This is a genomic window from Actinoallomurus soli (assembly GCF_024055715.1).
Taxonomy (GTDB): Bacteria; Actinomycetota; Actinomycetes; order Streptosporangiales; family Streptosporangiaceae; genus Actinoallomurus; species Actinoallomurus soli.
This window is the reverse complement of record NZ_JAMXMV010000008.1, coordinates 206,547-232,768: the sequence shown is the minus strand read 5'-3', so window position 1 is coordinate 232,768 and position 26,222 is coordinate 206,547. Positions and strand designations below refer to the sequence as shown.

At 71.1% G+C, this 26,222-nt stretch carries 28 protein-coding genes and 1 pseudogene; 15 read left to right on the top strand and 14 right to left on the bottom strand.

Annotated elements, in window-relative coordinates; genetic code table 11:
* Positions 1 to 10 precede the first annotated feature (10 nt).
* Positions 11 to 538, bottom strand: a complete 528-nt coding sequence (locus NDW01_RS21755; protein WP_252823099.1) for a cellulose binding domain-containing protein — start codon at positions 536 to 538, stop codon at positions 11 to 13.
* 174 nt (positions 539 to 712) lie between these two features.
* Positions 713 to 1,627, bottom strand: a complete 915-nt coding sequence (locus NDW01_RS21750) for a thiamine-phosphate kinase (RefSeq protein WP_308211760.1) — start codon at positions 1,625 to 1,627, stop codon at positions 713 to 715.
* A gap of 62 nt (positions 1,628 to 1,689) precedes the next feature.
* Between NDW01_RS21750 and NDW01_RS21745 the strand changes: the two genes are divergently transcribed.
* The gene (locus NDW01_RS21745; RefSeq protein ID WP_252777405.1) at positions 1,690 to 1,923 is read left to right on the top strand and encodes an Lrp/AsnC ligand binding domain-containing protein; all 234 of its coding nucleotides are present in this window, start codon (positions 1,690 to 1,692) and stop codon (positions 1,921 to 1,923) included.
* A 101-nt stretch (positions 1,924 to 2,024) separates the two neighbouring features.
* Positions 2,025 to 2,456, top strand: coding sequence for a DUF3515 domain-containing protein (locus tag NDW01_RS21740; protein WP_252823236.1), 432 nt, complete (start codon positions 2,025 to 2,027; stop codon positions 2,454 to 2,456).
* Between the two features lie 12 nt (positions 2,457 to 2,468).
* On the opposite strand, the gene NDW01_RS21735 is transcribed toward NDW01_RS21740, so the two are convergent.
* The 4 genes from NDW01_RS21735 to NDW01_RS21720 form a co-directional block, all read right to left on the bottom strand.
* Positions 2,469 to 3,332 (bottom strand): LysR family transcriptional regulator, encoded by an 864-nt coding sequence (locus tag NDW01_RS21735; RefSeq protein WP_252823098.1) that lies wholly within the window; start codon positions 3,330 to 3,332, stop codon positions 2,469 to 2,471.
* Positions 3,333 to 3,427: 95 nt separating this feature from the next.
* A complete protein-coding gene (locus tag NDW01_RS21730; RefSeq protein WP_252823097.1) occupies positions 3,428 to 5,797 on the bottom strand; it encodes a glycoside hydrolase family 65 protein in 2,370 nt (789 codons plus the stop codon).
* Positions 5,794 to 6,546 carry a beta-phosphoglucomutase family hydrolase gene (locus NDW01_RS21725; RefSeq protein ID WP_252823096.1) on the bottom strand — a complete coding sequence of 251 codons (753 nt, stop codon included), beginning with the start codon at positions 6,544 to 6,546 and terminating at the stop codon, positions 5,794 to 5,796. Before NDW01_RS21725 ends, NDW01_RS21730 begins: the two co-directional genes overlap by 4 nt.
* 110 nt (positions 6,547 to 6,656) lie before the next feature.
* A complete protein-coding gene (locus NDW01_RS21720) occupies positions 6,657 to 8,663 on the bottom strand; it encodes an NPCBM/NEW2 domain-containing protein (protein WP_252823095.1) in 2,007 nt (668 codons plus the stop codon).
* Positions 8,664 to 8,789: 126 nt separating this feature from the next.
* On the opposite strand from NDW01_RS21720, the gene NDW01_RS21715 reads away from it, so the two are divergent.
* Positions 8,790 to 9,590: a DeoR/GlpR family DNA-binding transcription regulator gene (locus tag NDW01_RS21715; RefSeq protein ID WP_252823094.1), complete on the top strand. Its 801-nt coding sequence runs from the start codon at positions 8,790 to 8,792 to the stop codon at positions 9,588 to 9,590.
* Positions 9,591 to 9,603: 13 nt separating this feature from the next.
* Here NDW01_RS21715 and NDW01_RS21710 read toward each other — a convergent pair whose 3' ends face one another.
* From NDW01_RS21710 to NDW01_RS21700, 3 genes are all read right to left on the bottom strand, one after another.
* Positions 9,604 to 10,467, bottom strand: a complete 864-nt coding sequence (locus NDW01_RS21710) for an oxidoreductase (RefSeq protein ID WP_308211754.1) — start codon at positions 10,465 to 10,467, stop codon at positions 9,604 to 9,606.
* A 238-nt stretch (positions 10,468 to 10,705) separates the two neighbouring features.
* Positions 10,706 to 11,203, bottom strand: a complete 498-nt coding sequence (locus tag NDW01_RS21705; protein ID WP_252823093.1) for a SigE family RNA polymerase sigma factor — start codon at positions 11,201 to 11,203, stop codon at positions 10,706 to 10,708.
* 68 nt (positions 11,204 to 11,271) lie between these two features.
* Complete coding sequence (locus tag NDW01_RS21700; RefSeq protein ID WP_252823092.1) at positions 11,272 to 12,210, bottom strand: hypothetical protein; 939 nt, start codon at positions 12,208 to 12,210, stop codon at positions 11,272 to 11,274.
* A gap of 361 nt (positions 12,211 to 12,571) precedes the next feature.
* Here NDW01_RS21700 and NDW01_RS21695 point away from each other — a divergent pair, with 361 nt between their 5' ends.
* The gene (locus tag NDW01_RS21695) at positions 12,572 to 13,195 is read left to right on the top strand and encodes a class I SAM-dependent methyltransferase (RefSeq protein ID WP_252823091.1); all 624 of its coding nucleotides are present in this window, start codon (positions 12,572 to 12,574) and stop codon (positions 13,193 to 13,195) included.
* A 241-nt stretch (positions 13,196 to 13,436) separates the two neighbouring features.
* Here NDW01_RS21695 and NDW01_RS21690 read toward each other — a convergent pair whose 3' ends face one another.
* Complete coding sequence (locus NDW01_RS21690) at positions 13,437 to 13,937, bottom strand: ATP-binding protein (RefSeq protein ID WP_252823090.1); 501 nt, start codon at positions 13,935 to 13,937, stop codon at positions 13,437 to 13,439.
* 275 nt (positions 13,938 to 14,212) lie between these two features.
* On the opposite strand from NDW01_RS21690, the gene NDW01_RS21685 reads away from it, so the two are divergent.
* On the top strand, positions 14,213 to 15,088 hold the full coding sequence (locus NDW01_RS21685) for a helix-turn-helix domain-containing protein (RefSeq protein ID WP_252823089.1): 876 nt from the start codon (positions 14,213 to 14,215) through the stop codon (positions 15,086 to 15,088).
* On the top strand, positions 15,079 to 15,174 hold the full coding sequence (locus tag NDW01_RS44390; protein ID WP_406567748.1) for a DUF397 domain-containing protein: 96 nt from the start codon (positions 15,079 to 15,081) through the stop codon (positions 15,172 to 15,174). Before NDW01_RS21685 ends, NDW01_RS44390 begins: the two co-directional genes overlap by 10 nt.
* 56 nt (positions 15,175 to 15,230) lie before the next feature.
* Here the strand turns inward: NDW01_RS44390 and NDW01_RS21680 are convergent, their stop codons facing one another.
* On the bottom strand, positions 15,231 to 15,887 hold the full coding sequence (locus NDW01_RS21680; protein ID WP_252823088.1) for a TetR/AcrR family transcriptional regulator: 657 nt from the start codon (positions 15,885 to 15,887) through the stop codon (positions 15,231 to 15,233).
* A 76-nt stretch (positions 15,888 to 15,963) separates the two neighbouring features.
* Between NDW01_RS21680 and NDW01_RS21675 the strand changes: the two genes are divergently transcribed.
* The 3 genes from NDW01_RS21675 to NDW01_RS21665 all read left to right on the top strand — a co-directional run bounded on the left by NDW01_RS21675 (position 15,964) and on the right by NDW01_RS21665 (position 18,157).
* A complete protein-coding gene (locus NDW01_RS21675; protein WP_252823087.1) occupies positions 15,964 to 16,659 on the top strand; it encodes a carboxymuconolactone decarboxylase family protein in 696 nt (231 codons plus the stop codon).
* A gap of 341 nt (positions 16,660 to 17,000) precedes the next feature.
* A complete protein-coding gene (locus tag NDW01_RS21670; protein WP_252823086.1) occupies positions 17,001 to 17,528 on the top strand; it encodes a hemerythrin domain-containing protein in 528 nt (175 codons plus the stop codon).
* Positions 17,525 to 18,157: a Vgb family protein gene (locus tag NDW01_RS21665; RefSeq protein ID WP_252823085.1), complete on the top strand. Its 633-nt coding sequence runs from the start codon at positions 17,525 to 17,527 to the stop codon at positions 18,155 to 18,157. The genes NDW01_RS21670 and NDW01_RS21665 overlap by 4 nt, the downstream gene beginning before the upstream one ends.
* Before the next feature lie 69 nt (positions 18,158 to 18,226).
* On the opposite strand, the gene NDW01_RS21660 is transcribed toward NDW01_RS21665, so the two are convergent.
* Positions 18,227 to 19,075: a helix-turn-helix transcriptional regulator gene (locus NDW01_RS21660; RefSeq protein ID WP_252823084.1), complete on the bottom strand. Its 849-nt coding sequence runs from the start codon at positions 19,073 to 19,075 to the stop codon at positions 18,227 to 18,229.
* 155 nt (positions 19,076 to 19,230) lie between these two features.
* Here NDW01_RS21660 and NDW01_RS21655 point away from each other — a divergent pair, with 155 nt between their 5' ends.
* From NDW01_RS21655 to NDW01_RS21645, 3 genes are all read left to right on the top strand, one after another.
* The gene (locus NDW01_RS21655) at positions 19,231 to 19,989 is read left to right on the top strand and encodes an SDR family NAD(P)-dependent oxidoreductase (RefSeq protein WP_252823083.1); all 759 of its coding nucleotides are present in this window, start codon (positions 19,231 to 19,233) and stop codon (positions 19,987 to 19,989) included.
* A 216-nt stretch (positions 19,990 to 20,205) separates the two neighbouring features.
* Positions 20,206 to 20,757 carry a YceI family protein gene (locus NDW01_RS21650; RefSeq protein ID WP_252823082.1) on the top strand — a complete coding sequence of 184 codons (552 nt, stop codon included), beginning with the start codon at positions 20,206 to 20,208 and terminating at the stop codon, positions 20,755 to 20,757.
* Between the two features lie 164 nt (positions 20,758 to 20,921).
* The gene (locus NDW01_RS21645) at positions 20,922 to 21,878 is read left to right on the top strand and encodes a sigma-70 family RNA polymerase sigma factor (protein ID WP_252776217.1); all 957 of its coding nucleotides are present in this window, start codon (positions 20,922 to 20,924) and stop codon (positions 21,876 to 21,878) included.
* A 354-nt stretch (positions 21,879 to 22,232) separates the two neighbouring features.
* Here the strand turns inward: NDW01_RS21645 and NDW01_RS44385 are convergent.
* Positions 22,233 to 23,156 (bottom strand): annotated as a pseudogene (locus NDW01_RS44385) (FAD-dependent monooxygenase); the annotation flags it as partial.
* Positions 23,157 to 23,294: 138 nt separating this feature from the next.
* On the opposite strand from NDW01_RS44385, the gene NDW01_RS21625 reads away from it, so the two are divergent.
* Together NDW01_RS21625 and NDW01_RS21620 are read left to right on the top strand one after the other, a co-directional pair.
* Positions 23,295 to 23,810, top strand: a complete 516-nt coding sequence (locus tag NDW01_RS21625) for a MarR family winged helix-turn-helix transcriptional regulator (protein ID WP_252823078.1) — start codon at positions 23,295 to 23,297, stop codon at positions 23,808 to 23,810.
* Positions 23,811 to 23,922: 112 nt separating this feature from the next.
* Positions 23,923 to 24,345 (top strand): PPOX class F420-dependent oxidoreductase, encoded by a 423-nt coding sequence (locus NDW01_RS21620; protein ID WP_252823077.1) that lies wholly within the window; start codon positions 23,923 to 23,925, stop codon positions 24,343 to 24,345.
* Positions 24,346 to 24,562: 217 nt separating this feature from the next.
* Here NDW01_RS21620 and NDW01_RS21615 read toward each other — a convergent pair whose 3' ends face one another.
* Complete coding sequence (locus tag NDW01_RS21615) at positions 24,563 to 25,192, bottom strand: acetamidase/formamidase family protein (protein WP_252823076.1); 630 nt, start codon at positions 25,190 to 25,192, stop codon at positions 24,563 to 24,565.
* Between the two features lie 390 nt (positions 25,193 to 25,582).
* Here NDW01_RS21615 and NDW01_RS21610 point away from each other — a divergent pair, with 390 nt between their 5' ends.
* Positions 25,583 to 26,215 (top strand): HNH endonuclease family protein, encoded by a 633-nt coding sequence (locus tag NDW01_RS21610; RefSeq protein ID WP_252823075.1) that lies wholly within the window; start codon positions 25,583 to 25,585, stop codon positions 26,213 to 26,215.
* Positions 26,216 to 26,222 lie beyond the last annotated feature (7 nt).

The following is a 26,222-nucleotide window of genomic DNA, read 5'->3' as shown; positions in this document are numbered from 1 at the left end:
GCCGACAACTCTACGGTCGGCAGGAACGCCCGTTGAGGGTGCAGCCGGACGGCGCCGTTCCGGTCCCGGTGGCGGTGAACCGCACGGTCGCCGACCGGCCGGCGGCGATGGCGGGCCGAGCGGCGGGGTTGCGGACGATCAGCACCGTCCCGGTGCGGACGGCGGTGCCCCCGGTGACGGCGGTGATCCGCGCGTGGGCGTACCGCAGGACGAGCGTCCAGCCCCGGATCGCGGTGGCGCCCTGGTTCACGATCGTCGCCTCGCCCTGGAAGCCGCGCGCCGACGCGGAGGTGGTCCGGACCGTGACGGCGACGCCGGAGCGTGCCGCGCCACGGCTGACCCGGCCGCTCTGTGAGGCGTCGTTCCGTGCGGTGCGCCTGCCGGAGGAGTGCTCCGGCCCGCCGGAGACCGTCACGATCGGCGACGCGCCGCCCGACGGCGTGCCGCCCGCGAAGTTCAGTGAGATCTGCTGCGTGCTGACGGCGGAGACGATCGCACCGATCGCCAGGACACCGGCGACCGTCGGCAGGAGCGGCACCTTGCCGAGCCTCCGGTTCCGGCCTGAGCGGTCATCCTCCGGAACCGCTCGCGGGCCGTCCTCCGGCTTCCTGGTGTGTCGTCCCATCCCGTCCCTCTCCGGTCTCGGGATGTATACCAAAAGCACACGACCCATGCCTACCAGACCGCCGATGCGAACTGCGACAACTCACCGCTAGGTCAGCCGGAAATGGTCCCATCCCCCGGCATCGTAAGTGCGTCCGTCCACGACGACCTCGGCGGCTCCCTCGACCACCCTCCCGATTGTGCGCCATTCGGCGGGCAGCGGCAGCCGCTTCGGAAAGGTCGCCGCGAACGCGTGGTCGTCACCGCCCGTGAGGGCCAGCCGCAGCCCGTCCGGCACGGGCGGCACCGGCACGGCCGCCGCGTCGATCTCGATCCGCACCCCGGACGCCTCCGCGATGTGCCCGAGGTCCTGGACGAGGCCGTCGCTGACGTCGAGCATCGCCGTCGCCCCGAGCTCACGGGCGCCCAGCGCGGTGGCGTACGGCGGCCGGGGGCGCCGGTGCGCGTCGACGAGGTCGGCCGGCTCCCTCCGTCCCTCCGACAGCAGTTCCACCCCCGCGGCGGCGTACCCGAGCCGGCCGGCCACCGCGACGACGTCGCCGGGCCGGGCGCCGGACCGGGTGAGCGCCGGGCCGTCCAGGGCACCGAGCGCGGTGACGCCCAGCACCACCGTCTCGGCGCGCACGACGTCGCCTCCGGCGACGGACGCGCCGGCCTGCGCGCACTCGTCCCGCAGCCCGTCGCACAGCGCGTCGACCCAGTCGACCGCCGTGTCCGGCGGAGCCCCGAACCCGATGAGCAGGGCGGTCGGCCGGGCTCCCATCGCCACGACGTCCGCGAGGTTCTGCGCGGCGGCCTTCCGCCCGATGTCGTACGGCGGCGACCAGTCGCGGCGGAAGTGCCGGCCTTCGACGAGCAGGTCCGTCGTCGCGACGACACGTCCGCCGGGCGCGCGCACGACGGCGGCGTCGTCTCCGGGCCCGAGTTCCACTTCGGGCCCCTGGCCCAGACGTCCGGTGATTCGAGCGATCAGCCCGAACTCGCCGAGTTCCCCGATACTGATGACCCACCTCCGATCAAGACACGGTACGGTTGCGGCTGATGGCCGTTTTAAGGGAGGACGTGATGGTGCAGGCCTACATCCTCATCCAGACCGAGGTCGGCAAGGCGGCCGAGGTGGCCCGCACGATCTCCGAGATCACCGGGGTCACGCTCGCCGAGGACGTCACCGGACCGTACGACGTCATCGTCCGGGCGACCGCCAACAACGTGGACGAGCTCGGCAAGCTCGTCGTCGCCCAGATCCAGTCGGTCGAGGGAATCACGCGCACCCTGACCTGCCCCATCGTCCACATCTGAGCCCGTTGTCCGCACCGCCGCAAGTCTGCACCACCGTGTGTCTCCCCAGGACGGGGGGGCGGGCGCCGGCGCGGCCGCGGCGGACGCTCCCGGTCGTGGCGATGCTGTCGGTGGTCGCGGCGGGGTGCGGTGCGAGCGATGTCGAGGTCCCGGTGCCCCGGCCGCCGGCGTCGATCGTGTCGTTGTGCCGTGCCTTCCACGACCGGCTGCCGCAGCGTCTGCACGGCCTGAAACGCCGGTCGACCAGCCCGCGCTCGGACCTCGTCACCGCGTGGGGGTCGCCGGCCATCGTGGTGCGCTGTGGCGTCACCCGTCCGGTGGGGCTGCACAAGACGTCCGAGCTGGCCGTGATCAACGGGATCAACTGGCTGCCGGTGCCGCCGGACCGCCCGGTCACCTTCACCGCCGTCGGCCGACACGCGTACGTCGAGGTGACCGTGCCGCCCAAGTACACCCCGCCCGGCGACGTGCTGAACGAACTGACCACGGCGATCAAGGCCACCGTCCCCGCCAACTCCGACGCGACCCTGTGAGGCACGCCCCGCCTACAGGGTGAGGTGCCGCGCGGCCGCGACCAGCGCGGGCAGGGCGCCTCCGGCGTCACGCCGCCACAGCAGGACGACCTCGATCGGCGGCATGGGTTCGAGGATCGGCCGGAACACCAGCCCCGCCGGAACCTGCGCCGCCTCGCGTACGCACAGGGTGTAGCCCTCCCCCGCCGCGACGAGCAGGGGGACCAGATCGTGGCCGAAGGCCGCCGGGCCGAACCGCGGATGCAGGCCGCGCCCGGCGAACTGGTCGACGAAGCGCGCCGCCTCGGCGGTCCTCGGCAGGATCAGCGGTTCTTCGGCGAGGTCGGCCAGGGAGAGGGACTCCCGCGCGGCGAGCGCGTGGCCGCGCGGCAGCAGCGCGCGGACCGGGGCCCGGTGGACGACCAGGCGGGAGACGCCGTCGGCGGCGGGCACCGGACGGTAGCCCAGCCCCGCCTGCACGTCCTCCCCGACGATGTGCGCCACCTGCTCGGCGGTGCGCATCCGGGTCATCCGCACGCGCGCCCCGGGGGCGAGACCGCGCAGCGTGCCGAGGATCGCCCGCACGACGTCGGACAGCCCGTCGGCGACCGCGAGGCGCAGTCCGCCGAACTCGCCCGCCACCGCCTCGGAGACGGCCGTGAGCGCCTGGTCGAAGACGCCGAGAACCTCCTCCGCGTGGGCGGCGAAGACCTCGCCGACCGGCGTCAGGTGCATGCCGCGCGCCGTGCGCTCGAACAGCGGCGCGCCCACCTCGCGCTCGACGATGCCGAGCTGCTGCGAGAGCGTCGGCTGCGCGACGCTCAGCAGCTGGGCGGCCCGGCGCACGTTCCCGGTCTGGGCGACGGCGAGGACGTAGCGCATCTGACGTACGTCCACGCGGCCTCCCTCCGACACCTGTGGGGATGATCACACAGATCGCACGCCTTCGCATCGGGTGCCACGGGCGGGTCCCCGCCCGCCCGTGGAGTCCCCTACTCGGCGCGCGGTCCCCTGGCGACGGTCTTGTCGCGGCGGGCGGGCTCGCGGCCGGGCGGCTGCGTGGGACTGGGCCGCGACGGGAGCGACGGCACGCCGACCCGTACGGCGCCGCCGTCGAGCCGGACGGGCTCCCCGTAGTGGTCGATCTCCAGCGGTTCGCCGCCCAGGAGCTCGTACACCACCTCGTCGTGGCCGATGGTGACCTTCAGGCGCCGGCCGCGGAACCGCATCCGGAACGCGAGCCGCGAGATCCCGGGAGGCAGCCGCGGCGCGAAGGTCAGCCGCGCGGTGTACTGCCGCATCCCGCCCAGGCCGGCGACGAGCGCGGTCCACGTCCCGGCGAGGGAGGCGATGTGCAGGCCGTCGCGGGTGTTGTGCTCCAGGTCCCGCAGGTCCATCAGCGCGGCCTCGCCGATGTAGTCGTGGGCGAGCTCCAGGTGCCCGGTCTCGGCGGCCATGACCGCCTGGGTGCAGGCCGACAGCGAGGAGTCCCGGACGGTCAGGCCCTCGTAGTAGACGAAGTCGCGGAGCTTCTCCTCCTCGGTGAACGCGTCGCCGCGCAGGTGCAGGGCCAGCACGAGGTCGGCCTGCTTGACGACCTGCTTGCGGTAGATGTCGAAGTACGGATAGTGCAGCAGCAGCGGATAGTGGTCGGGCGGGGTGTTCTCGAAGTCCCAGCGCGCGTGGTGCGTGAAGCCCTCGCTCTGGGGATGCACCTCGAGCCGCTTGTCGTAGGGGATGACGATGGCGTTCGCGGCGTCCCGCCAGTCCGCGGTCTCCTCCTCGGTGACGCCCATGCGGCGCGCCTGCTCGGGGTAGTCCTCGGCGAGGTCGGCGGCGGCCCGGAGGTTCCGCTGGGCCATGAGGTTCGTGTAGACGTTGTTGTCCGCGATCGCGCTGTACTCGTCGGGGCCGGTGACGCCGTCGATGCGGAACCTCCCCTTCGCGTTGTGGTGACCGAGGCTGCGCCACAGGCGCGCGGTCTCCACGAGGAGGTCGAGGCCGACGTCGCGGGAGAAGTCCTCGTCCGCCGTGGCGTCGGTGTAGCGGATGACGGCGTCGGCGATGTCCGCGTTGATGTGGAACGCCGCCGTCCCGGCCGGCCAGTAGCCGGAGCACTCCTGCCCGGCGATCGTCCGCCACGGGAACGCCGTGCCCCGCAGCCCGAGCAGTTCGGCCCGTTCCTTGGCCAGGTCGATGGTCGCGTGCCGCCAGCGGAGGGCGTCCGCGGCGGCCTCCGGCCGGGTGTAGGTCAGCAGCGGGAGCACGAACGTCTCGGTGTCCCAGAACGTGTGACCGTCGTAGCCGGGGCCGGTCAGGCCCTTGGCGGGGAGGGGGCGGCGCTCGGCGCGGGCGCCCGCCTGGAGCGTGTGGAAGAGGCCGAACCGTACGGCCTGCTGGACCTCGGCGTCGCCCTCCACCTCGACGTCGGCGCCCGCCCAGAAGTCGTCGAGGAACGCGCGCTGCTCGCGTACGAGCCCGTCCCAGCCGGTCATCTTGGCCGCGGCCAGCGCGGCGATCACCTGGTCGTGCACGGCGGGCCGGGACCGCTGGCTGGACCAGCCGTAGGCCAGGTACTTGACCACGCGCAGCCGCTGACCCGGCTGGAGGCGGGTGGCGATCGTGTAGCGGCAGACGTCCTCGAAGCTGTCGGAGGTGATCGTGCACTCGGGGCCGTCGATCTCATGGCCCATCGCCGCGGCGACCCGCAGGCCGCTGTGGCGGGTGCGGTGTACGAGGACCGCGGTGTCCTTGTCGGCCACCGACTCCTCGCCGACCAGCGGATTCTCCAGCCGCCCGGCCACTCTCGGGTCCTTGCCGAGGTCGGGCAGGGACTCGTTGGCGACCAGCTCGGACTGCACGACGATGCGGACGGGCCGGTCCACCGCCTCGACCTCGTAGTGGATCGCGGCGACGCCGCGCTGCACCAGGGAGACCAGCCGGACCGTGCGGACCCGCACCGAGTCCCCCGCCGGGGACTTCCACTCGACCTCGCGGGTCAGCGTGCCCGCGCGGAAGTCCAGCGCGCGCTCGTGGGAGTGCAGCTCGCCGTACCGGACGTCGAACGGCTCGTCCTCGACGAGCAGCCGGATCACCTTGCCGTTGGTGATGTTGATGACGGTCTGCCCGGACTCGGGGTAGCCGTACCCGGCCTCCGCGTAGGGCAGCGGCCGCAGCTCGAACACCGAGTTCAGGTAGGTGCCGGGCAGGCCGTGCGGCTCGCCCTCCTCCAGGTTCCCGCGCAGGCCGATGTGGCCGTTGGACAGCGCGAACACCGACTCGCTCTGCGCCAGGGTGTCCAGGTCCAGGCTCTGCTCGCGGACGCACCAGGGTTCGACCGTGTAGGCGGCCTGCCGGATCATGCGCGCTCCCCCTCGCCGTCGCGGTCCAGCAGCTCGGACAGGTCCTTGACGACGATGGTCGCGCCGTGCTCCTTCAGCGCCGCGGCCTGGCCGATCCGGTCGACGCCCACGACGCACCCGAAGCCGCCCGCGCGCCCGGCCGCGACACCGGCCAGGGCGTCCTCGAAGACCACCGCCCGCGACGGCGGCACGCCGAGCGCCTCGGCGCCGGCCAGGAACATGTCGGGCGCGGGCTTGCCCGCCAGGCCCCGCTCCTTGGCCGTCAGCCCGTCGACCCGCGCGTCGAACAGGTCCGCGATTCCGGCGGCGTCCAGGACCTGCGCGGTGTTGGCGCTCGACGACACGACCGCGGTGGACAGGCCCGCCTCGCGGGCGGCCCGTACGTAGCGCACGGACCCCGGGTACACCTCGACGCCGTCCTCGGCGAGCTTTCGCAGCACGAGCTCGTTCTTCCGCTTGCTCAGCCCCTCGATCGTCGGGGCGCCCGGCGGGTCGTCCGGCGAGCCCTCGGGCAGCGTGATGCCGCGCGATTCCAGGAACGACCGGGTCCCGTCCTCCCGGCGCTTGCCGTCGACGTACTCGTCGTACTCCTTGACCTGGTCGAACGGCCGGAACGACGGCCCCTCCCGTTCCCGCAGGAACTCGTCGAACATCTCCTTCCACGCCGCGGCATGCACCGTGGCGGTGCGGGTCAGCACCCCGTCCATGTCGAACAGGCAGGCCGTGACGCCGTCCGGCAGTCCCAGCATGTGTCTCCTCCCCGAGATCGCCGATGAGACATGCCTACCCCACCGCATCGGGATAAGCGCCCCGAATGCGGGCGGGGCGGCCCGCGGGCCGCCCCGCGTGATAGGGAGCGTCAGGCGCAGGTGACCTTCGCGTCGGCCCAGTCGGCGTGGTCGCTGTCGACGCCGTTGCCGCCGTCGGTGACGATCAGCCTGACGAACTGCGCGCCGGAGACGTCCGCCGTCAGGTGTTTCGCCGGGTCGGCCGTGGTGAGCAGGCCGCTGTCGGCGACCTTGGTGCCGTCGGCCCAGATCTCGAAGGTGACCGAGCCGTTCTGGGTCTTCTCGTCGTCCACGCCGACGTCGGCGGACACCGCCGTGCAGCGCTTGGCGAGGTAGTACTCGACGGTGCTGGGGGCGTGCGCGCCCAGGCCCTTCTGGTAGACCACGCCGTTGATGGTGATCGGGTTGCCGTCGGCGTCCCCGGTCTCGCCGTTGCTGCGGTCCTTCTCGACCGGGCCCCAGCCGTTCGCCGCCCGCACCCACGTCAGGTCGCTGAGGTAGGAGGTGCCGGACGGCGGCGCGTCCAGCTTCCGCACCGTCACCTGGACGTCACCGGTCAGGGTCTCATCGGCGGTCCCGGCCCGGGCGGTCAGCGTGTACGTGCCGGGCGCGGCGTCGGCCGGGGGCCGTACCGTCCAGTTCGTGGTCAGCGAACTCCCGGTCGGCAGGGCCGGGCGGGTCCGCGCCGAGGTGGCCTGGACCGTCCAGCCGCCGGGGCCGGTGAGCGTGGCGTTCACACGGAGCGCGGGCCGTCGGCCCGCGTTGGCGACGGTGGTGGTCACCGTGGCGCCCGTACCGGGCTGAAGGATGGGGAGCGCGCCCGGGTAGGCCACCGGCAGGCCGATGCCGAGGTCCACGGCGGGCGGGTACTCCGCCCAGGACCGGTCCGCCGCGACGCGGTACATCACCGTGCCGTGCGCCGGAACGGTCGCGGCGATGACGCCGGCCGTCTCGTGGGTGGTGTGCGCCCACAGGTCGCGCACCGTGTACGCGGCGGCGCCGGGGAGGCCCACGGCGCTCGCGGAGGTGGCGATCCGCTGCGGGGAGTCGGCCTCGTTGAACAGCGCCACCGCGCGGTCGCCGTTGGCCAGCCGCTTGACGAAGACGTCGCGGCCGCCGTCCGTGCTGATCGGCGCGCCCTGGACGCCGAGCCGGTCCTGATCGACGGCGATGACCTCCTTGTTCTCGAGGATGGACATCGTGGCCGCGGACGCCTTGCGCAGGTCGGTGCCGATCAGCAGCGGGGCCGCCATGATCGACCAGAGGCTGAAGTGCGAGCGGTACTCGGTGCCGGTCATGCCGCCGTTGCCGACCTCGAGCATGTCGGGATCGTTCCAGTGCCCGGGCCCGGCGTACTGGGCCAGGGCCATGTTCTGGTGGACGATCGACAGCATCGAGGAGTAGCTGTCGGAGATGTCGCCGGTGGTGCGCCAGGAGTTGCCGACGTCCTTGCCCCACAGCCAGGGCTGGTTGGAACCCCACTCGCAGATGGAGTACAGGATCGGCCGTCCGGTGGCCTTCAGCGCGTCGCGCATCTTCGTGTAGCGCTGGATCGCGTCCACGCCCTGGTTGTTACAGTTGTCGTACTTGAGGTAGTCGACGCCCCACGACGCCCACGTCCTGGCGTCCTGCTCTTCGTGGCCGAGTGCGCCGGGCATGGTGCCCGCGCAGGTCAGAGTGCCCGCGCTGCTGTAGATGCCGAGCTTGAGGCCCTTGGAGTGGACGTAGTCGGCGAGCGCCCTGATCCCACTGGGAAACCGCGTCCTGTTCGGCACCAGGTCGCCGTTCGCGTCGCGGTTCTGCTCGGCCCAGCAGTCGTCGAGGTTGACGTACTGGTAGCCGGCGTCCTTCAGGCCCGAGGACACGAACAGGTCGGCGATGCCCTTGACCATGTCCTCGTTGAAGTCCGCCCCGCAGTGGGTGGCGTTCCAGTTGTTGAAGCCCATCTGCGGGGTCAGGGCCAGGCCGTTGTCGAGCGCCGCGGCCGGCGGGGCGGAGGAGAGGGCGAGCGCGACGGCGGTGGCGGCCCCCATCGCAAGCGCGGTGACGGCGGAGGTCAGAGATCGAACTGTGCGCATGACCGTTGGTACCTCGCCGAACACGAACCAACAAGATCCAAATTTGTGGCCCGTCGGACAGCGTTGACACCTGTCGGGTTCCGGCGGGAGGCTGCCTCCGGCACCCGGCCGCGTGAAGGAGGGACGATGCTGGCCCAGCAGCGGCAGCAGGCGATCCTTGAGCGGGTCCAGCAGCGCGGCGGCGTCCGCGTGGCCGACCTCGTCCGGGAGTTCGGCGTCTCGGACATGACGATCCGCCGTGACCTCGAGGTGCTGTCCGAGCGCGGGCTCGTCGCGAAGGTTCACGGCGGCGCGACGACGATCGGCACCGCGTCCACCGAGGAGCCCGGCTTCGCGGCCAAGTCGGTGCGCCAGCGGCAGGAGAAGGATGCCATCGCCCGCCGCGCCGCCCGGCTCGTACGCCCCGGCACGGCCATCGCCGTGTCCGCCGGCACCACCACGTGGACCCTCGCCCACCACCTGACGGACGTGCCCGACCTCACGGTGGTCACGAACTCGGTGCGCATCGCCGACGTGTTCCACCGCGCCGCCCGCGCGGACCAGACGGTCGTCCTGACCGGCGGCATCCGCACGCCCTCGGACGCGCTCGTCGGCCCGGTCGCGGTCAGCGCCATCCGGTCGCTCAACGTGGATCTGCTGCTGCTGGGCGTCCACGGCATGAGCACCCGCGCCGGGTTCACCACGCCGAACCTCATGGAGGCCGAGACCGACCGGGCGATGGTGGCCGCGGCACGACGCCTCGCGGTCCTCGCCGACCACACCAAGTGGGGCACGGTCGGCCTGTCCACGATCGCGCGGCTGGGCGACGCCGACGTGCTCATCACCGACGCGGGCATCGGCGACGACGCCCGTACCGCCCTGTCCGAGTCGGTGGGCGAACTGTCCGTCGTCGAGGCCGATCCCGTACGGGCCGGGGACGACGCCTGAGGAGAGCGGGCCCTCAGCCGAGCTCGGCGAGGTCCTCTGCGCTCAGGTTCAGCGTGCCGGCGGCGATGTTCTCCTCCAGGTGCTCCAGCGAGCTCGTTCCCGGGATCAGCAGGATGTTCGGGGACCGGGCCAGTAGCCAGGCGAGGGCCACCTGGGGCACGGTCGCCCCGTGGCGGGCGGCGACGGCCTCCAGGCTTCCGGCCGTGACCGGCGTGAACCCGCCGACCGGGAAGAAGGGCACGTACGCGATGCCCGCCGCCGCACAGGCGTCGACGAGCGGGTCGTCGTCCCGCTGCGCGACGTTGTAGAGGTTCTGGACGCAGGCGATCGGCGCGATCGCGCGGGCCTGCTCGAACTCCTCCGCCGTGACGTTCGAGACGCCCAGGTGGCGGATCAGGCCCTCCTCGCGCAACGCGAGCAGCGTTTCGAGGGGCCCGGCCAGAGACGCCTCGGAGCGGTCGAGGTCACCCATCCGCAGGTTCACCACGTCCAGGCGGTCCACGCCGAGCGAGCGCAGGTTCGCCTCCACGCCGCGACGCAGGTTGTCGGGCGTGAGGCCGGTCTTCCGTTCGGCGGGCAGGGCGATGTCCGAACCCTCGACCAGCGCCCCCACCTTCGTCACGATCACCAGGTCGTCCGGGTACGGGGACAGTGCCTCGCGGATCAGCTCGTTGGCCGCCACGCCGTCGCGCGCGTAGTAGTTCGAGGTGTCGAGATGGTCGACCCCGAGCTCCACCGCCCGGCGCAGGACGGCCAGGGCCGTCTCACGGGCGGGCCGGTCGCCGCGCGGCCACCCGGTCAGCTTCATCGTGCCGTACCCGATCCTCGCGACGCTCAGATCGCCGCCCAACGCCCAGCGTTCATCAGTCCTGGCCACTCCCCCACCCTAGGGGCGCACAGGGCGCGGGTTCTCCGAGCGATCGGTCGGATCTCGTGTCGGCCACCGCACCGGTCGTCCGGTGGCGGGCGTCCAGGCCCCCATGCTTTCCGCAGGACCTTTGCTCTGCTCACCTCGGGTATGCACTGGACCGGACCAGGTGCATACCCCGAGTGAGCAGAGCAAAGAGTGCCGGGGGAAGGGACGTGATGGCCCGCGGGGAGTAGTCAGGCCGCGCTCAGAAGCGGCCGGTCGTCGCGTCGGCCTCGGTCTCCTCGTTCAGAAGAGTGCGGAGTTTCGTGAGGGCCCGCATGCTCTGGACCTTCACGTTGCTTTCTGACATGCGGAGCAGGCGAGCGACGTCCCGGACGCTCATGTCCTCCCAGTAGCGGAGCACGACGATCGCCCGCTCACGCGGCGCCAGGTGCCCCAGCGCGGTGAGGAGGGTGAGACGCAGGTCCCCCTGGTCGGCGTCGGCGGGCGTCTCGGGGACCTCCGCGGTGGTGACCTCGTCGGTGCTGCGCCGACGTTTGTGGTCGAGGAACGCGCGCAACATGATCTTCTTCGCGTACGCGTGCGGGTCGTCGACCCGGCGCCACTTGACGTACAGCCGGGCGAGGGCGATCTGGGTCAGGTCCTGGGCGAGATGCCAGTCGTGGCCGAGCAGGAAGGCCGTCCGCCGCAACCGGTCACCGGCCGCCTCGGCGAATTCGCAGAACGCGTCGTCGTCGCGCATCGAGGTCCCTTCACGGGCGACCCGGTACGGCGGGCCGCCGGGAGGCGGCCCGCCGTACCGGCGGTCGGTCAGTTGACGGTGGGCAGGGCCGGGTAGTCCGTGGCGGCCTTCTTGACGAGCGCGGCATCCATCTTGGCGCCCCACGCCCGGTTTGCGGCGATCTTGAGCGCCTGCGCCGGGGTCAGCGCGACGGTCCCGGGCGGGTTCTCCTTACCGTTCCAGGCCAGCCAGTTGGTGGTCATGATCTGCACGGTGACGCCGTTGCCGTGGTCCACCGCGACCTCACTGCCGGTGGGGTTCGCCGTGACTTGGGCCCGGCCACCGCCGGGCAGGTCGCGGCAGCCGGGCAGCTTGTCCGCCAACCTCTTCTGGTACCACTGCTCGGTCTGCCGGCGCTCCGCCTCGGTCTTTTCGCCCTTGAGCATGTGATCCCGCAGGGATTTCAGGATGGCCACGTCGTGGGCGGTGCGCTTGGTGCGGCACGCTTCCGCACCCAGCCCGCCCTTGTAGATGAAGACCCGGACCATGCCCGGTCCCTTGCCGGTGTCCAGGTAGACCTGGCCGAAGGCGTACCGGCCCTTTGCCTGCGGTCCCTTGGCGTAGCCGCTGGTCCGGCCCTTCGGGAGCAGCCGGATGAGCTGCTCCACCGCCGCGGCGTCGGTGACCGGCAGCTTCGGGCCACTCGGCTGCTTGATGACGGTCGAGGTCGACTCGGCCGCCAGCACAGGAGCCGGGATCGTATTCCCCTTCGCGCTCGTCCCAGTGGACCCACCGGTCGTCGCGCTCGCCGTGGTCCCGGCCGACCTGCCGGCGTTGCCGGGCATGACCGCGAACGCGGTGACGGCCAGGGCCGCCGCCGCTCCGGTCACGCCCGCCGTGAGCCAGGCCCTCCGCTGCCGCCGCCGGTGCCGGCCTTCGCGTACGGCGCCCTCGACCAATCCACCGAGCGGCGGCTCCTGCTCGGCGGACATCTCTTGACGGAACATCTCCCGCAGCCTCTCTTCCATCTCGCACCTTCCTTCCGGCCGGGGCGCGCGCTCCCTTGCCCCAGAAGACGGGATGGAGATCGACTCCGGTTACAACCGATTTGGCGGAAGATTCGCGGCAGCGACTCCGCTCGCCGTCGGGCAGCACGAGGTGGGTCGGTTCGCCGCCGACGGTTCGCCGCCGATGGGTGCCGGGGCGAGCCGACCGTCCCGACCGCGGCATCGCAGTCGGACGTCGTCGCACTGGAAGAACCGGCGGAAACCACGGGCAGAGCAGCACCCAGTGCCAATGTCGCCGATGTCTGCGCGAGCTTTTACGGTGATCGGCGATCCCCGAGGTGTGGTTCAGGAGCTGCCGCAGCGACCGCGGTAAAGTACGGGCGTGGACTGGCATACCTGGCATGAGGACTACGACCAGCCAGGCTCGCGGCTGGCACAGCGGTTGCCCATCGTTCAGGCACGAATAGTTGAGGCCCTCGATAACGCCGGGCCTGGTTCCCTCAAGGTCATCAGCATGTGTGCCGGCCAAGGCCACGACATCTTGGGTGTACTGACCGATCACCCTCGCCGTCACGATGTCAGTGCCCGTCTGGTGGAGCTGGATCCTCGCAACGTGGCAGTCGCGGAAAATACGGCCCGGTCGGCTGGGTTGGACAAAGTCGAGGTGGTTGCGGCCGACGCCGGGCTCTTCGACCAATACAAAGGCATGATGCCGGCAGACGTCGTTCTTGCCTGTGGTGTCTTCGGGAACATCCTCGATGAGGACATTCAGCGCACCATCAGCGGATGCCGAGAGCTGTGCAAGACCGGCGGTAGCGTCATCTGGACGCGCCGTCGCTCAGCCCCCGATCAGGTACCACAAATCTGCGCCTGGTTCGAGGAACAGGGTTTCGAACGGCAATGGTTGTCCGATGCCTCCTGGGATTTCGGGGTCGGCATGCACCGTTTCGTCGGAGAACCGCAACCGTTCTCCTCGCGGCGTATGTTCACCTTCCGCAGTAAGTGAGTACTGCCGTCCCGGATCTCACCGCATCACCGACCACCTCTGCCAGGCTCTGCCTCTGCTGCTGTTCGACCAGCCGCCCCTGCGGACGCCTTGCCGCCGTCGGCGCCACCTGGCCGCTGTCACGGACGGCCTCACGCCTGAATCGCCCGATTCGGCCGGTCAACAGCGGCGCTGACGAGCCGGGTCGTGGCCGCCACGGCGGCTGTACGGCGACGGGAGGCGGCGATGTCGCCTTGCCCTTTCAGGCGGATCGGTCGAAACGGAGGCGCGCCCACACCGCGCGGCTGCCGTCCGCGTGCCGGTAGGTGCCGTACCGGTCGGCCAGGGCGCCGATCCCGTACAGGCCCAGTCCGCTCTCGGGGAGGTCACCCCCGTCGGCGAGGGCGGCCCCGACCGGGTCCTGCCGCGGAAGGCGGGGTTCCTTCGGCCCACCGGCGTCGATGACGTGGATCTCGCCGAAGGTCGGCCAGCGGTACAGGGCGACCGTGAACGTCCCGCCGGGACGCCCCGAGGCCGAGTGGCGGATGGCGTTGGTGGCCAGCTCCCCGGTGACCCACGCCGCGTTCGCGGCGAACGGGGCGTCGGCGAACAACTGGCTCACGAACGTACGGGCGGCGCCCACCTCGTCGGGTGTTCCGGCGAAACGGCGTTCCCACCGCAGCATTCCCGGCCGCCTGGCGGCCACCCGGCCACCGAACGGCCGCCACTTGTCCTCCCGGTCGATATCCGACCCCGAAATCATCGCGATTCTTCCTTTCTTTCGTGCAGTTCGAGGCTTCTGCGAGCGGCTGCCGGATAACGCCGTACGAGGCGGTCGAGAAGCGTGAGATCGACCGCGACCGACGTTCCCCTAGGGCCGAGCGCTTCAAGAACCTCCCGGAGCCGATCGACGGACCGCTTGAGCTCATCCGGCGACGTCATGGCCATGTAGCGGAGTAGGTTCGGATGTCCCCCGCGATTCTTCGACATCGCATGAGAATGTTCCTCCGTTCCTGATTTCCCTCCCAACAATGGCCGATGACGTTTACGCTGAGAACGGCCTTACCGACGGGGCCGATATGCACAAGGCGCGCCGGTGAGGCGTGGAGCACCGTAAAATCCGGCGAAAGGGATGTCATGGGCCGACAGACCAGCCCGACGCTCGTCACTCTCGGACGACTCGTACGCACTTATCGCGATGCGTCCGGAATACTGCAAAAGGATCTCGCCAACCGCCTCGGCTACTCCGACGGCTGGCTCAGCAACCTCGAGACCGGCCAGCTCCGCCCCCGCAGCGAACAGGTCGCCTCCATCGAGGAGAACCTCAACCTCCCCCGCGGCGCCCTCATGGCCGTCTACGACCAACTCGACAACGAGTCCCTACCGGGCTGGTTCCGCCCCTGGCTCGAAGAGGAAAGGCGAGCCGCACTCGTCCGATCGTTCGAAGTCGCCCTCGTTCCGGGACTGCTCCAGACGGACGAGTACGCGCGGGCGCTCCTGCAAGGAGACGAGGCCGCCGTCGCGGCGCGGATGGACCGGCAGTCGATCAGGCATCGGGAAACGCCACCGGCGCTGCACTTCGTGCTCGACGAGGCGGTGTTCTACCGGGAGCGCGGCGGCGCCAAAGCCATGTACGACCAGCTGATGGCGCTGGCAGATTCGCCATCTCCCCGGCTCACGATCCAAGTTGTACGCTCGGCGGTGAACCCCCGAAGCCTGGGAGCTTTCACCATCGCGACCGTCGACGGGAACGACGTGGCCTACGTGGAGACAGCCGTGAGAGGAATCGTCACGAGCGGCCGGGACGACCTGGCAATCCTCTCAGAGGCATGGGAATCCATCAAGGCAAACGCCATGCCCCAGAACGAGTCGATCGAGTTCATTCGCAGAACGGCAGAGGAACGATGGACCTGAACAGCACCGACTGGCGCAAGTCGAGCCGCAGCGGAGAGAACGGCGGCAACTGCGTCGAAGTCGCGACACTCGACCGAAGCGCGTAACGCCCCCCCGAAGCGTCCCCCGTCCTTGAACACCGGAGCCAAGGACGGGGGATCGTCTATTTCAGCGGGCGGATGCCGACGAGCTTGGTGAGGAAGCGGTCGATCTGCTCCTGCAGGGGCGGCCAGGGAAGGTCGGGCTCGTTCACGCGCATCGAGACGGCGCCGTGGACGGCCGCCCTGAGGTCCAGCGCCACCGCCGTGGCGTCGTCGGCCGGGGCGAGGCCCGCGTCGATGCAGCGCTGGACGGCGGCGGTGGTGCGCTCGGCCAGCTCGTCCTTGAACGCCAGGTGCATGCGCTGGTTGATGGTGCTCTCGTGGAGGACCTTGTAGAGACCGGCGTGCTCGCCGACCCACGTACCGAGGAAGAGCAGCCGGCCGCGCAGCCGGGCGGCCGGGTCGCCGGCGGCGGCCTCGGCCCGGTCGAGGCCGCGCACCAGATCGCGGTGGCAGCGCTCCAGCGCGGCGTACACGAGCGCGTCCCGGTCCTCGAAGTGGATGTAGACGGAGGTCGCGGCGACGCCGACCTCCCGTGCCACCGCCCGCATGGACAGCGCCTCGTCGTCGGCGAGTTCGTCGAGCAGCCGGAGAGTGGCCGACACGATCTCGTCCCGGAGGCGTTCGCCCTGGCCACGGGGGTTCCGGCCGCGGGTGCGCGCCCTGGGCGCGCTCGGGGCCTCCCCCGTCTCGCCTCGCGTCGAAGAGATCTCGTCCATAGGTCCGCCATTGTAGGAGGACGCTCGTCAGGCTACAGTCGTAGCGCTACAGCCGTTCACTTATCGAAGGAGCGTCATGCGCTTCCCATCCGACTCACAGCTGAAGGCGCTGGACCCGGTGTTCGCGGAGATGAGCGCCGCGACCGACCGCATGCTCTGGGACGAGCTCCCAGAGCTGTCGACGCGGGAGAAGATCCTGCTGTCCCTCGTCGCCGACGTCTGCGGGCAGACCCTCGGGCTGCCGTTCGAAACCCACGTCGCGATGGCGCGGGGGCACGGTCTGTCGGCCGACGACCTGCGGGAGCTTCTCCGCTTCATCGCGTACGACAGCGGTTATCCGGCGGCGCTGGCCGCCCTCGCCCGGCTGACCGGCATCGAGCAGGAGCAGGGCCTGACCGGCCCCACCGGCCACGGCCATGAGGTGAACGCCGACGGCCAGGAGAGCCCGATCCCCGCACCGGCCCGGCGGGCCGTCCGCAACCTCGACGCTCCGTTCGCCGGCTACATGGACCTGCAGTCCCGCATGCGCGCGGGCATGAACCTGCTCAGCGTGCGGGAACGCGCGTTCGCGACGATGACGGTCGACGTGCTCTACCAGACGCTCGACGAGAGCTTCCGCCTCCACGTCACGCGCGCGCTGGCCGCCGGCGCGACCCCCGACGAGGCCCGCGCCGTCGTACGGTTCTCCGCTCGGTTCGGCATGACGAAGGCGTGGCGCGCCCTACGGGTCCTGGAGTCGCTCTTCACCGAGACGGGCACGGTCTTCGCCTGATCCGCCCGGCGAGGCGGCCCGACGCGGGGGCCCGGGCCGCCTCGCCGCGCGTCGGCCGCCACCCGGCGGAACCGCCGGCGCCGAGGCGGAGGGTTGTCCGTCTCCCGGCACCGTGATAGGTAACTCCGCGTGCCGCGTGTCGGCGCCAGGTGGACGGCGTCGGCATGGAGGCACCGTGATCAAGGAGACCGCCATGCGTCCACGTCTTCTCTCTCACTGAACGACGCCGGGGCTCACGTCCCCCACCGCGGTCCGCACCAGATTCACCATTTCCGTCCGCCCGCCGCGCGGCCGGTTTCGGTGATCCCTTCTGCCTGTTCTCCTTGATCGAAAGTTGCTGCATGCCCTCCTTGAACCCTGAGCCGACCCCGCCCTCCCCCGAGCCGTACGGTGACCGAGCACGGGCGCTCGGCCGGCAGCTGGTCGAGGTTCATCAATGGCTCCGCGCCGAGCTGGCGCGGCTCCGCGACGAGGTCGCGGACCATACCGGCGGCGCCGCGCCGGTGCCGCTCCAGGCACACTGCGCGGCCTTCTGCGAAGCGCTGACCCGGCACCACACCAGCGAGGACACCACCGCGTTCCAGATTCTCGGCGAGCAGTTCCCCGAGCTGAATCCGGTGCTGGAGGAGCTGCGGCGAGATCACCGGCTGGTCGCGGACATCCTCCACAGGCTGCAACCCCTCCTCGCGACGCTCACCCCGGAGAACGCCGAACACGTGGGGCGGGAGCTCGACGGGCTGACCGCCATCCTCGAATCCCACTTCCAGTGGGAGGAGAGGAGACTCGTGGCGGCCTTCGACGCGCTTCAGGCCCCGGCGGGTGAGGAGTTCTTCGGTCTGACCACCAACGAATCCCAGGAGAGCCGATGACAGCCGTGTCCATCGAGGAACAGGTCGTCGCCGACCAGGGCGCAGGCCCGTACGCGATCACGACCGGCCCCGACGGCGCGCTGTGGTTCACCCTGGTCCAGGGTGGCCGGATCGGGCGGCTGGTTCCCGGCGCCGAGCCCACGAGCCACCGGCTCGATCCGGCGTGCGGGCCGACGATCATCGTCACCGGGCCGGACGGTGCGCTCTGGTTCACCGAGTACCAGGCGCACCGGATCGGACGGATCACGACCGGCGGCACCGTCACGGAGTTCTCGCCGCCCACCCCGGACTGCGGGCCGTTCGGCATCGCCGCCGGGCCGGACGGCGGATCGTGGTTCGTGGAGATCGCCGCCGGCCAGATCGGCCGGATCGGAGCCGACGGCCTGATCGAGGAGTTCCCGCTGCCCGACCGGTCCGCCCGCCCGCACGCCATCACCCCCGGCGACGACGACCGGCTGTGGTTCACCGAATGGGGCCGTAACCGCGTCGGCTCCACCGCACCGGACGGCAGGATCGACGTGTACGAACTGCCGACGGCGAACTCGGAGCCGCACGGCATCACCCTGGGCCCCGACGGCGCGCTGTGGACTGCGCTCGAGATCGGCGCACTCGCCCGCGTCACCCCCTGATCGTCCCGACCGCGAGGGCCTCTGACGGCCGAGCGTGGAGACGGCAGGTCGACGTCCCGCGTCGGCCGATCAGCGGTGGGGGCGGGGCTCGGCCCGGTGCCGGGTCGCGTGAATGGAGCCGAGGAGATCCAGGGCCTGGGCGCCGGCACCGCCCGGTTCGGCATGGTAGATCACGAGCTGCTGGCCCGGGGCGTCGCGTACGTCGAAGGCCTGGTAGGTGAGCGTGAGAGGGCCTACGTCGGGGTGCAGGAAGCGCTTGGCGTCCCGGGTCTTGCCTCGGACGGTGTGGGCGTTCCAAAGGCGGGCGAAGTCCGCACTCTGATCGGTGAGGGTACGGACGAGTTCGGCCAGCCGCGGGTCGTTCGGGGCGAAGCCGGTCGCCTGGCGGAGGTTGGCGACGGTGGCCTGGGCCGCCCGGTCCCAGTCCGTGTAGAAGGATCGGCCCGCGGGGTCGAGGAAGGTCATGCGGGCCAGGTTGTCCGCCGGATCGAACGGGGCGTAGAGGGCGTCGGCCAGAGCGTTGGTGGCGAGGATGTCCAGGGTCCGGTTCATGACGTACGCCGGAGTGTTGGGGTAGCCGTCCATCAGCCGGCGCAGCGCGAGGCTGACCTGGCCGGCGACGTAGGCGCAGGGCCGGTCGCCCTGCGCCGCCCCGGCCAGCCGGTACAGGTGTGCTCGGGCCTCCACGTCCAGGCGCAGCGCGCGGCTGAGGGCGTCGAGCACCTGCGGTGAGGGGTGGCGCTCGCGCCCTTGTTCCAGGCGGGTGTAGTAGTCGGTGTTCACTCCCGCCAGGACGGCGACCTCCTCGCGGCGTAGCCCGGCGACCCTGCGGGTTCCGTGGCTCGCCATGCCGACCTCCTCCGGCTGCAGCCCGGCGCGGCGTGCGCGCAGGAATCCTCCCAGGTGGTTGTCGTCCATGTGGCCAGGCTATGAGGCGGTTGCGCGTGCTGCCCGTGCGCTGCCTGGGTGCGCCGCACCCAGGCAGCGCACGTCCTGGTCACCGCCTGCCGACCTGCGCAGACTCGGTGGCACACGGCCGGACGGCCGCTGAACGAGAATCCGGAGGATCTCCCATGACAGGACGACGACTCGCCGGCAAGGTCGCGCTGATCACCGGCGCGACCGGCGGCATCGGCGCCGCGACCGCCGAACTGTTCGCCCGCGAAGGCGCTCGGTTGGTGATCACCGATGTCGCCGACGGGCCCCTGCGGGACCTGGCCCGCCGGATCGAGGCGGGCGGCGCCGAGGTCGTCGCCGTCCGCCTCGACGTCTCCTCTTCACAGGAGTGGGACAAGGCGATCGGCGTCGTACGCGACCGCTTCGGCGCGCTGAACGTGCTGGTGAACCTCGCCGGCATCGTGGACTGGCCGGGCATCGAGGACACGCGGGAGGAGGCCTGGGACCGTGTCATCGACGTGAACCAGAAGGGCACGTGGCTCGGCATGAAGGCGGCGATGCCGCTGCTGCGCGCGAGCGGCAACGCGTCGGTGATCAATACCTCGTCGGTGCTCGGACTCGTGGGAAGCGGCGCCGCCGCGGCCTACCAGGCGTCCAAGGGCGCGGTGCGCCTGTTGAGCAAGACCGCCGCGGTCGAGTACGCCCGGCAGGGAGTGCGGGTCAACTCCGTGCATCCCGGGGTGATCGCGACGCCGATGATCCAGGACATCCTGGACGAGCAGGGCGATCAGCAGCCGGACATCCAACGCACCCCGATGCGCCGAGCCGGCCGCGCCGACGAGATCGCCCCCGCCTTCCTCTTCCTCGCCTGCGACGAGTCCTCGTTCGTCACCGGCTCGGAACTCGTGGTCGACGGCGGGCTCACCGCCTACTGAGCAGGGCATCGCCCCCTGCGCGTACGGCATCCTGGGGGGAGGCCGCCGGACGGCGGCGCGGGTGTCGCTCTGACCGTCCCGGCGGACGTCGGCCGCGGGGCGGGATGAGACCGGCCCGGTGCGGGGTTGAAAACTCTGAAACGGTGTTGTGTTCAGTTGAAGTTTCAACTAAACTGGCCCGCATCAGTCGTTGAAGATTCAAGCACAGGAGCCATCATGAGCGTTACCGCCACCGAGCTGGGCCTCACCGCGGGGACCTGGAACATCGACCCGACCCACTCCGAGGTGACCTTCAGCATCCGTCACCTCATGTCCAAGGTTCGCGGCTCCTTCACCGAGTTCTCCGGCGCCATCGAGATCGCCGAGGACGTGGCGGCCTCCACCGCCACCGCCGAGATCCAGCTCAAGTCGATCGACACCCGCAACGCCGACCGTGACAACCACGTCCGGTCCGCCGACATCCTCGACATCGAGAACCACCCCGCGATGACGTTCCAGAGCAAGGGCGTCCGCGTCGAGGGCGACACGAACCTGCTCGACGGTGAGCTCACGATCAAGGGCATCGCCCAGCCGATCACCCTCGAGGTCGAGTTCAACGGCGTCGGCGAGGACCCGTGGGGCGGCACGCGCGCCGGCTTCACCGCCACCGGCTCCATCAACCGCAAGGACTACGGCATCGAGTTCAACGTGCCGCTGCCCGGCGGCCAGAAGGCCCTCCTCGGCGACAAGGTCGACATCACGCTGGAGATCCAGGCCGTCCGCGCCTGAGACCTTCGCGTCGGTCGCCATGACGCACCATGGCACAGAGCACCCGTGGCAACGCCTCGGGTGCTCTCTGTCATGTTGAGGCTGCCCGCAATCGGGTATCGCGGAACAGCAGAGGGCACATCCGCGTTGATCCGTTTGGGATTCGATGTGAGAGCGAGGTGGCCATGGCGGCGACCACGAGTGACGGCAGGCGCGTCAGGCGCCCGGGGCGGGCGGCCGACGGCGATCTGCTGGGGGCCTATCTGGACGAGATCGCCGCCACGCCGCTGCTGAGCGCCGAAGAGGAGATCGAGCTCGCCCTGGCGATGGAGGCCGGGCTGCTGGCCCACAACCACCTCGACGAGGGCACGATGCCGGACGGCGCGACCCGCGAGGAGCTGGAAGAGGTCGCCGCCCGCGGCGACGCGGCCAAGGACCGCTTCATCCTGGCCAACCTCCGCCTCGTCGTCAGCGTCGCCCGGCGGTACCCGACAGACGGCCTGAGCCTGCTCGACCTGATCCAGGAGGGCACGATCGGCCTGATCCGGGCGGTCGAGGGCTTCGACCCGCGGCGTGGTTTCAAGTTCTCCACCTACGCGACGTGGTGGATCCGGCAGGCCATCGGCCGGGCGCTGGCCAACTCGTCGCGGTCCGTACGCCTGCCGGGCGCGGTGCACACCGACGTCAACCGGCTGCGCAAGGCCCGCCGCGAGCTCGTGCTGCTGACCGGTTCGGAGCCGACCAACGAGGAGCTGGCCGCCGAGCTGGACCTGCCGGTCGAGCGCATCGGCGAGCTGGACCAGTGGGACCGTACCCCGGCGAGCCTGGACGCGGTGGTCGGCGAGGACGAGGAGACCTCGCTCGGCGACCTGCTGGCGGACGAGACGACGCCCTCCCCCGAGGACGAGGCCATGGCGGGCGTCCAGCTGGAGATCATCGACGACATGCTGGAGCGCCTGGAGCCGCGCGAGGCGACCGTGCTGCGGGCACGGTTCGGCCTGGAGGACGGCACCGAGCACAGCCGCCGGGAGATCGCCAGCCGGCTCGGCGTGTCCGCCGAGCGGGTCCGGCAGATGGAGCTGGCCGCCCTGCGCCGCATGCGGGAGATGGCCCAGCGCATGGACGTGCCCCTGGCCGCGTGACGCGGTCGCCCCGGCGAAGACGACGAACGGCCCGGTCCGCGAGCAGCGGACCGGGCCGTTCTCTTGCGCTCCCCGGTCAGTGCGCGACGGCGAGGTCGGGCAGGGTGAGCGCCGAGTGCTCGGGGCGTTCGGTGTCGCCGGGCAGGCGGCGAGCCCGCGCAGCGCCTCGTTGCGCGCGGCCAGGGCCTCCGGCGTGCTCGGGAAGAGCGCGGCGTTCCCCTCGGTGACGAGCGCCTGGTTCATCTCGACGAACGTGCGGGTGGATCGCTCGTACGCGGCGAACGCCGCCGTGTGGTCCGGTTCGGTGGCCAGCGCACCGGCGAGCATGTACGCGCCGACCAGTGCGAGGCTCGTGCCCTGCCCGGTGAGAAACGACGGCGCGTGCGCGGCGTCCCCGACGAGCGCGACGCGTCCGGCCGACCAGCGGGGCAGGTGGATCTGGCTGACGACGTCGAAGAAGAGGTCGTCGGCGGTGCGCATCGCCGCGGTCAGGCGCGGGATCTCCCACCGGTCGCCGGCGTAGACCGACGTGACGAGGTCGCGTTGCGCGTCCGGGTCGCGGAAGGCGGTGAAAGGCGGCTCGGGGCGGGCGAAGGGCAGGAAGCCGAACAGCTCGTCGCCGTCGCCGTCGCCGACGGCGTAGAGGGCCGCGGCCCTGCCGGGCTCGTTCCAGATGACGCCCTCATGAGAGAGCCCGAGGTCGTTGGGCAGGGTGAATCCCGCGAAGCAGTAGCCGAGGTAACGGTGGAACGGCTCCTCCGGGCCGAGGACCAGGCTCCTGGTGTTGGAGTGCAGGCCGTCGGCGCCGATGACGAGGTCGAAGGTGCGCCGGCCCCCGCCGCGGAAGGTCACGTCCACTCCCCCCTCGCGATCGTCGAGGGCGGCGATGGAGTCGTCGAAGAGGAACTCGGTGTCGTCGCGGATCGCGTCGTACAGGACGTCGGCGAGATCCCCGCGGCGCACCTCCAGATCGCTGCTCTCGTCGCCGCCGGCCAAGGCGGCGGGCCGGAGGGAGGTGATCGGACTGCCGTCGGGGTTCAGGAAGGTGATCCGGCGGGTGTCGACATGGGCGGCCCGTAGCCGGGACAGTATCCCCATGCGCCGGACGACCTCGAGCGCGGTGCCCCGGATGTCGATGGGGTATCCGCCCCTGCGGAGTGCCGCCGCCTTCTCCACGACCGTGACGTCGAAGCCGTACCGGCCGAGCCAGAAGGCCAGGGCCGGGCCGGCGATGCTGGCTCCGGAGATCAGGACCGTGCCTCTCGTCGAGCTGCTCATCTCTGCTCCTCCCAGCCGCACGCCGGGACGCACGACTATATAGCTACCTTAGGTATCCTTTTCAATGGCGCGATGACCCCAGATCTCCGCGCCGCCACCGAGACTATATACCTAACTTAGGTATCCAAAGAAGGTTTCATGGACGACGAGCAATCCGCCGACGGCTTCGGGGCCGCCGAGATCGATCTGCTGGCGGTCCTCCCCCGCCTCACACAGCTCGGCCAGGTGATGAGGCGCAGCGACCTGGTCGAGCGGACCATGGAACGTGTCGGCATCGCCATCGACCGGCCGGCGATGACGATCCTCGTGACCCTGCACATGGCCGACCGGCCGCTCCGCGTCGGAGAGATCGCCGAACGCATGCAGGTCGTGGGGCCGCACGTCACCCGCCAGATGAACGTGCTGGAGCGGCGCGGGCTGGCCCGCCGGGTCACCGATCCGCAGGACCAGCGGGCGCGCCTGATCGAGTTGACCACCGAGGGGGCGGCGGCCGCCGACCGCTACCTGACGACCATGCTCGGCTGGTTCGCCGGCGCCCTCGCCGGCTGGTCCCCCGAGGATCGGCAGGCCTTCGGCCGTCTCCTCGGCCGGTTCGCCGACGACCTCACCGCCCACCTGGCCGCTCTCGGCGACGACCGGCCGCCGGCGTCCTGAGAGGGGTGCTGCGGGAGGCCGCCGCCGGGTGTGGCAGCGTGGAGGTGCATCCCGTCGATCATCTGGCGTGGCCCGCCGGCGTGGGCCGCGCAGCGCGGAAGGAGGACGCGTCATGTCGAAGCCGCCGCTTCCCGAGGACGCGATCGCCATGCTGAAGAAGCCCAACCCCGCCGTCATCGCCACCGTGCGGTCCGACGGGCAGCCGGTCTCCACGGCCACCTGGTACCTCTGGGACGACGGCCGGATCCTGATCAACATGGACGAGAGCCGCAAGCGGCTGGACCACATCCGGAACGATCCGCGGGTCACGCTGACGGTGCTCGACTCCGATGACTGGTACACCCACGTGTCCCTCATCGGCCGCGTGACCGAGATGCGCGACGACGAGGACCTGGCCGACATCGACCGGCTGTCCGAGCAGTACACGGGCCGCCCGTATCCGCAGCGGGACCGCGGCCGGGTCAGCGCCTGGATCGAGATCGACCGCTGGCACGGCTGGGGAAGTTTCCAGGACACCGACCAGGCGAGCGGCTGACGCGGTCGCCGCGCACAGGAGCGGTCACCGGGTCGTTTCGCGAGCCGGCGCCGCGTACGAGAGCGGTCACCGGTCGTCGGACCGGGCCGGCGCCGCGCACAGGAAACGCCGGGGGGTGCGGGAGACGAATCGCTCCCCCCGGCGTCGGTGCCTCCTGACGGTATCCGAACGCTATCCGCTAGGCACTCACCTCCTCCTTCGCGCCTCCGCGCGAGCCTTAGGCGACGTCGGCGGTCAGGCCGGCGACGGTCGCGTCCAGGGAACTGGTCGTGAGCGGCATGAGCACCGGTTCGGTGACCCGGAACCGTTCGACTCCCCGCTTGGTCAGATGCACCCGCAGGTCGATCCAGCCGCCGGCGGTGCGGCAGCGGCCCCGCTCGGGAAAGTGCAGGTCCCCGACGGAGATGCGCGCGCCGGGCACGTGCACGGGCAGCAGGATCTGCGACCGTGACGTGAGGGCCCGGCACGAGGCCCGGTCGCGGTACGCCGCGACGTGGGCGTGTCCGGCCGTGGCCGGCGGGACGGGGCCGAGGACCGCGCCGACCGGATCGCCCGCGGGGTCCCGGAGCATCGCGTGCGACGGGGCGAGACCGAGGATTCCCGGGTGCGCTCCGGCGGTCGAGCGGCCGTCCGTACGGCCGATGCCGAGGACCTCCACCATGAGGAGGTCGCCGGGCTCCGCGCCGACCACTCCGACCGGGCCGCACAGCGGCTCGCCGCCCTGGCACCGCATCCGGACGGAGCCACCCGCGACCAGTTCGGCGACGGGCGGGAGGTCGGGATGCCAGCGATCGTGACCGGGCGTGTCCCGCACGGTCGGGACCGGGGCGGCGGGCGTGAACAGCAATGTGTCGGTCCCTTCTCTCGCCGGCTCTCGGAACACCTCAATCCTGCACTTGGTGCTGTTTCGGGCTGGTTTCACCGCGCTTAAACCCCCGTCAACTGCCCTTCACCGGGGTGATCCACAAGGGAGGTGAACGCTCCGCGACGTACGGGCGGCAGCGGGCCGTACGCGGCGGGGGCCGGCGCTGAACGTTCCCCCGGCGCGAGCGGAGGCGGGCGGCCCTTCGCCCAGGCCGTGCGGCGTCATGGGCGATTTGCTACGAACTCAGCAGCCTTAGCAAGCAACAGATGATATTTCCGCGTCTGTCGCGTTCGGCGACTCTCCGTATGTCGACTGCTCCGTATCTGACCAGTCCCCCGCCTGGCCGGAGCAGCGGGCAGAAGGAGAGAGCTCGTGAAGCGAGCCTTCGCCGCCGTCACCGGCGCGCTGGCGCTGGTCGCCGCGCTGACGGCCGGCACCGCCGGAACGGCGGGCGCCACCCCGCCCAACATCCCCTCCGCGAGCACCGCCGCGTCACGGCTGGCCACGCTCACCGTCGCCGCCGAGAGCCACCAGTCGACCTACGACCGCTCCCTGTTCCCGCACTGGATCACCATCAGCGGGACCTGCAACACCCGCGAAGAGGTGCTCAAACGGGACGGCACGAACGTCGTGACCGACTCGAGCTGCGCCGCCACCTCCGGCAAGTGGTACAGCCCGTACGACGGAGCGACCTGGACCGCCGCCTCGGACGTGGACATCGACCACCTGGTCCCGCTCGCCGAGGCCTGGCGGTCGGGCGCGTGGGCGTGGACGACCGCGCAGCGCCAGGCGTTCGCCAACGACCTGAACGAGCCCCAGCTGTGGGCCGTCACCGACAACGTCAACCAGGCCAAGGGCGATCAGGACCCGACCACCTGGAAGCCGTCGCTGACGTCGTTCTGGTGCACGTACGCACGCGCCTGGATCCAGGTCAAGTGGTACTACGGCCTGACCCTGCAGAGCGCGGAGAAGACCGCGCTGACCAGCATGCTCAACACCTGCTGAGCCCGAC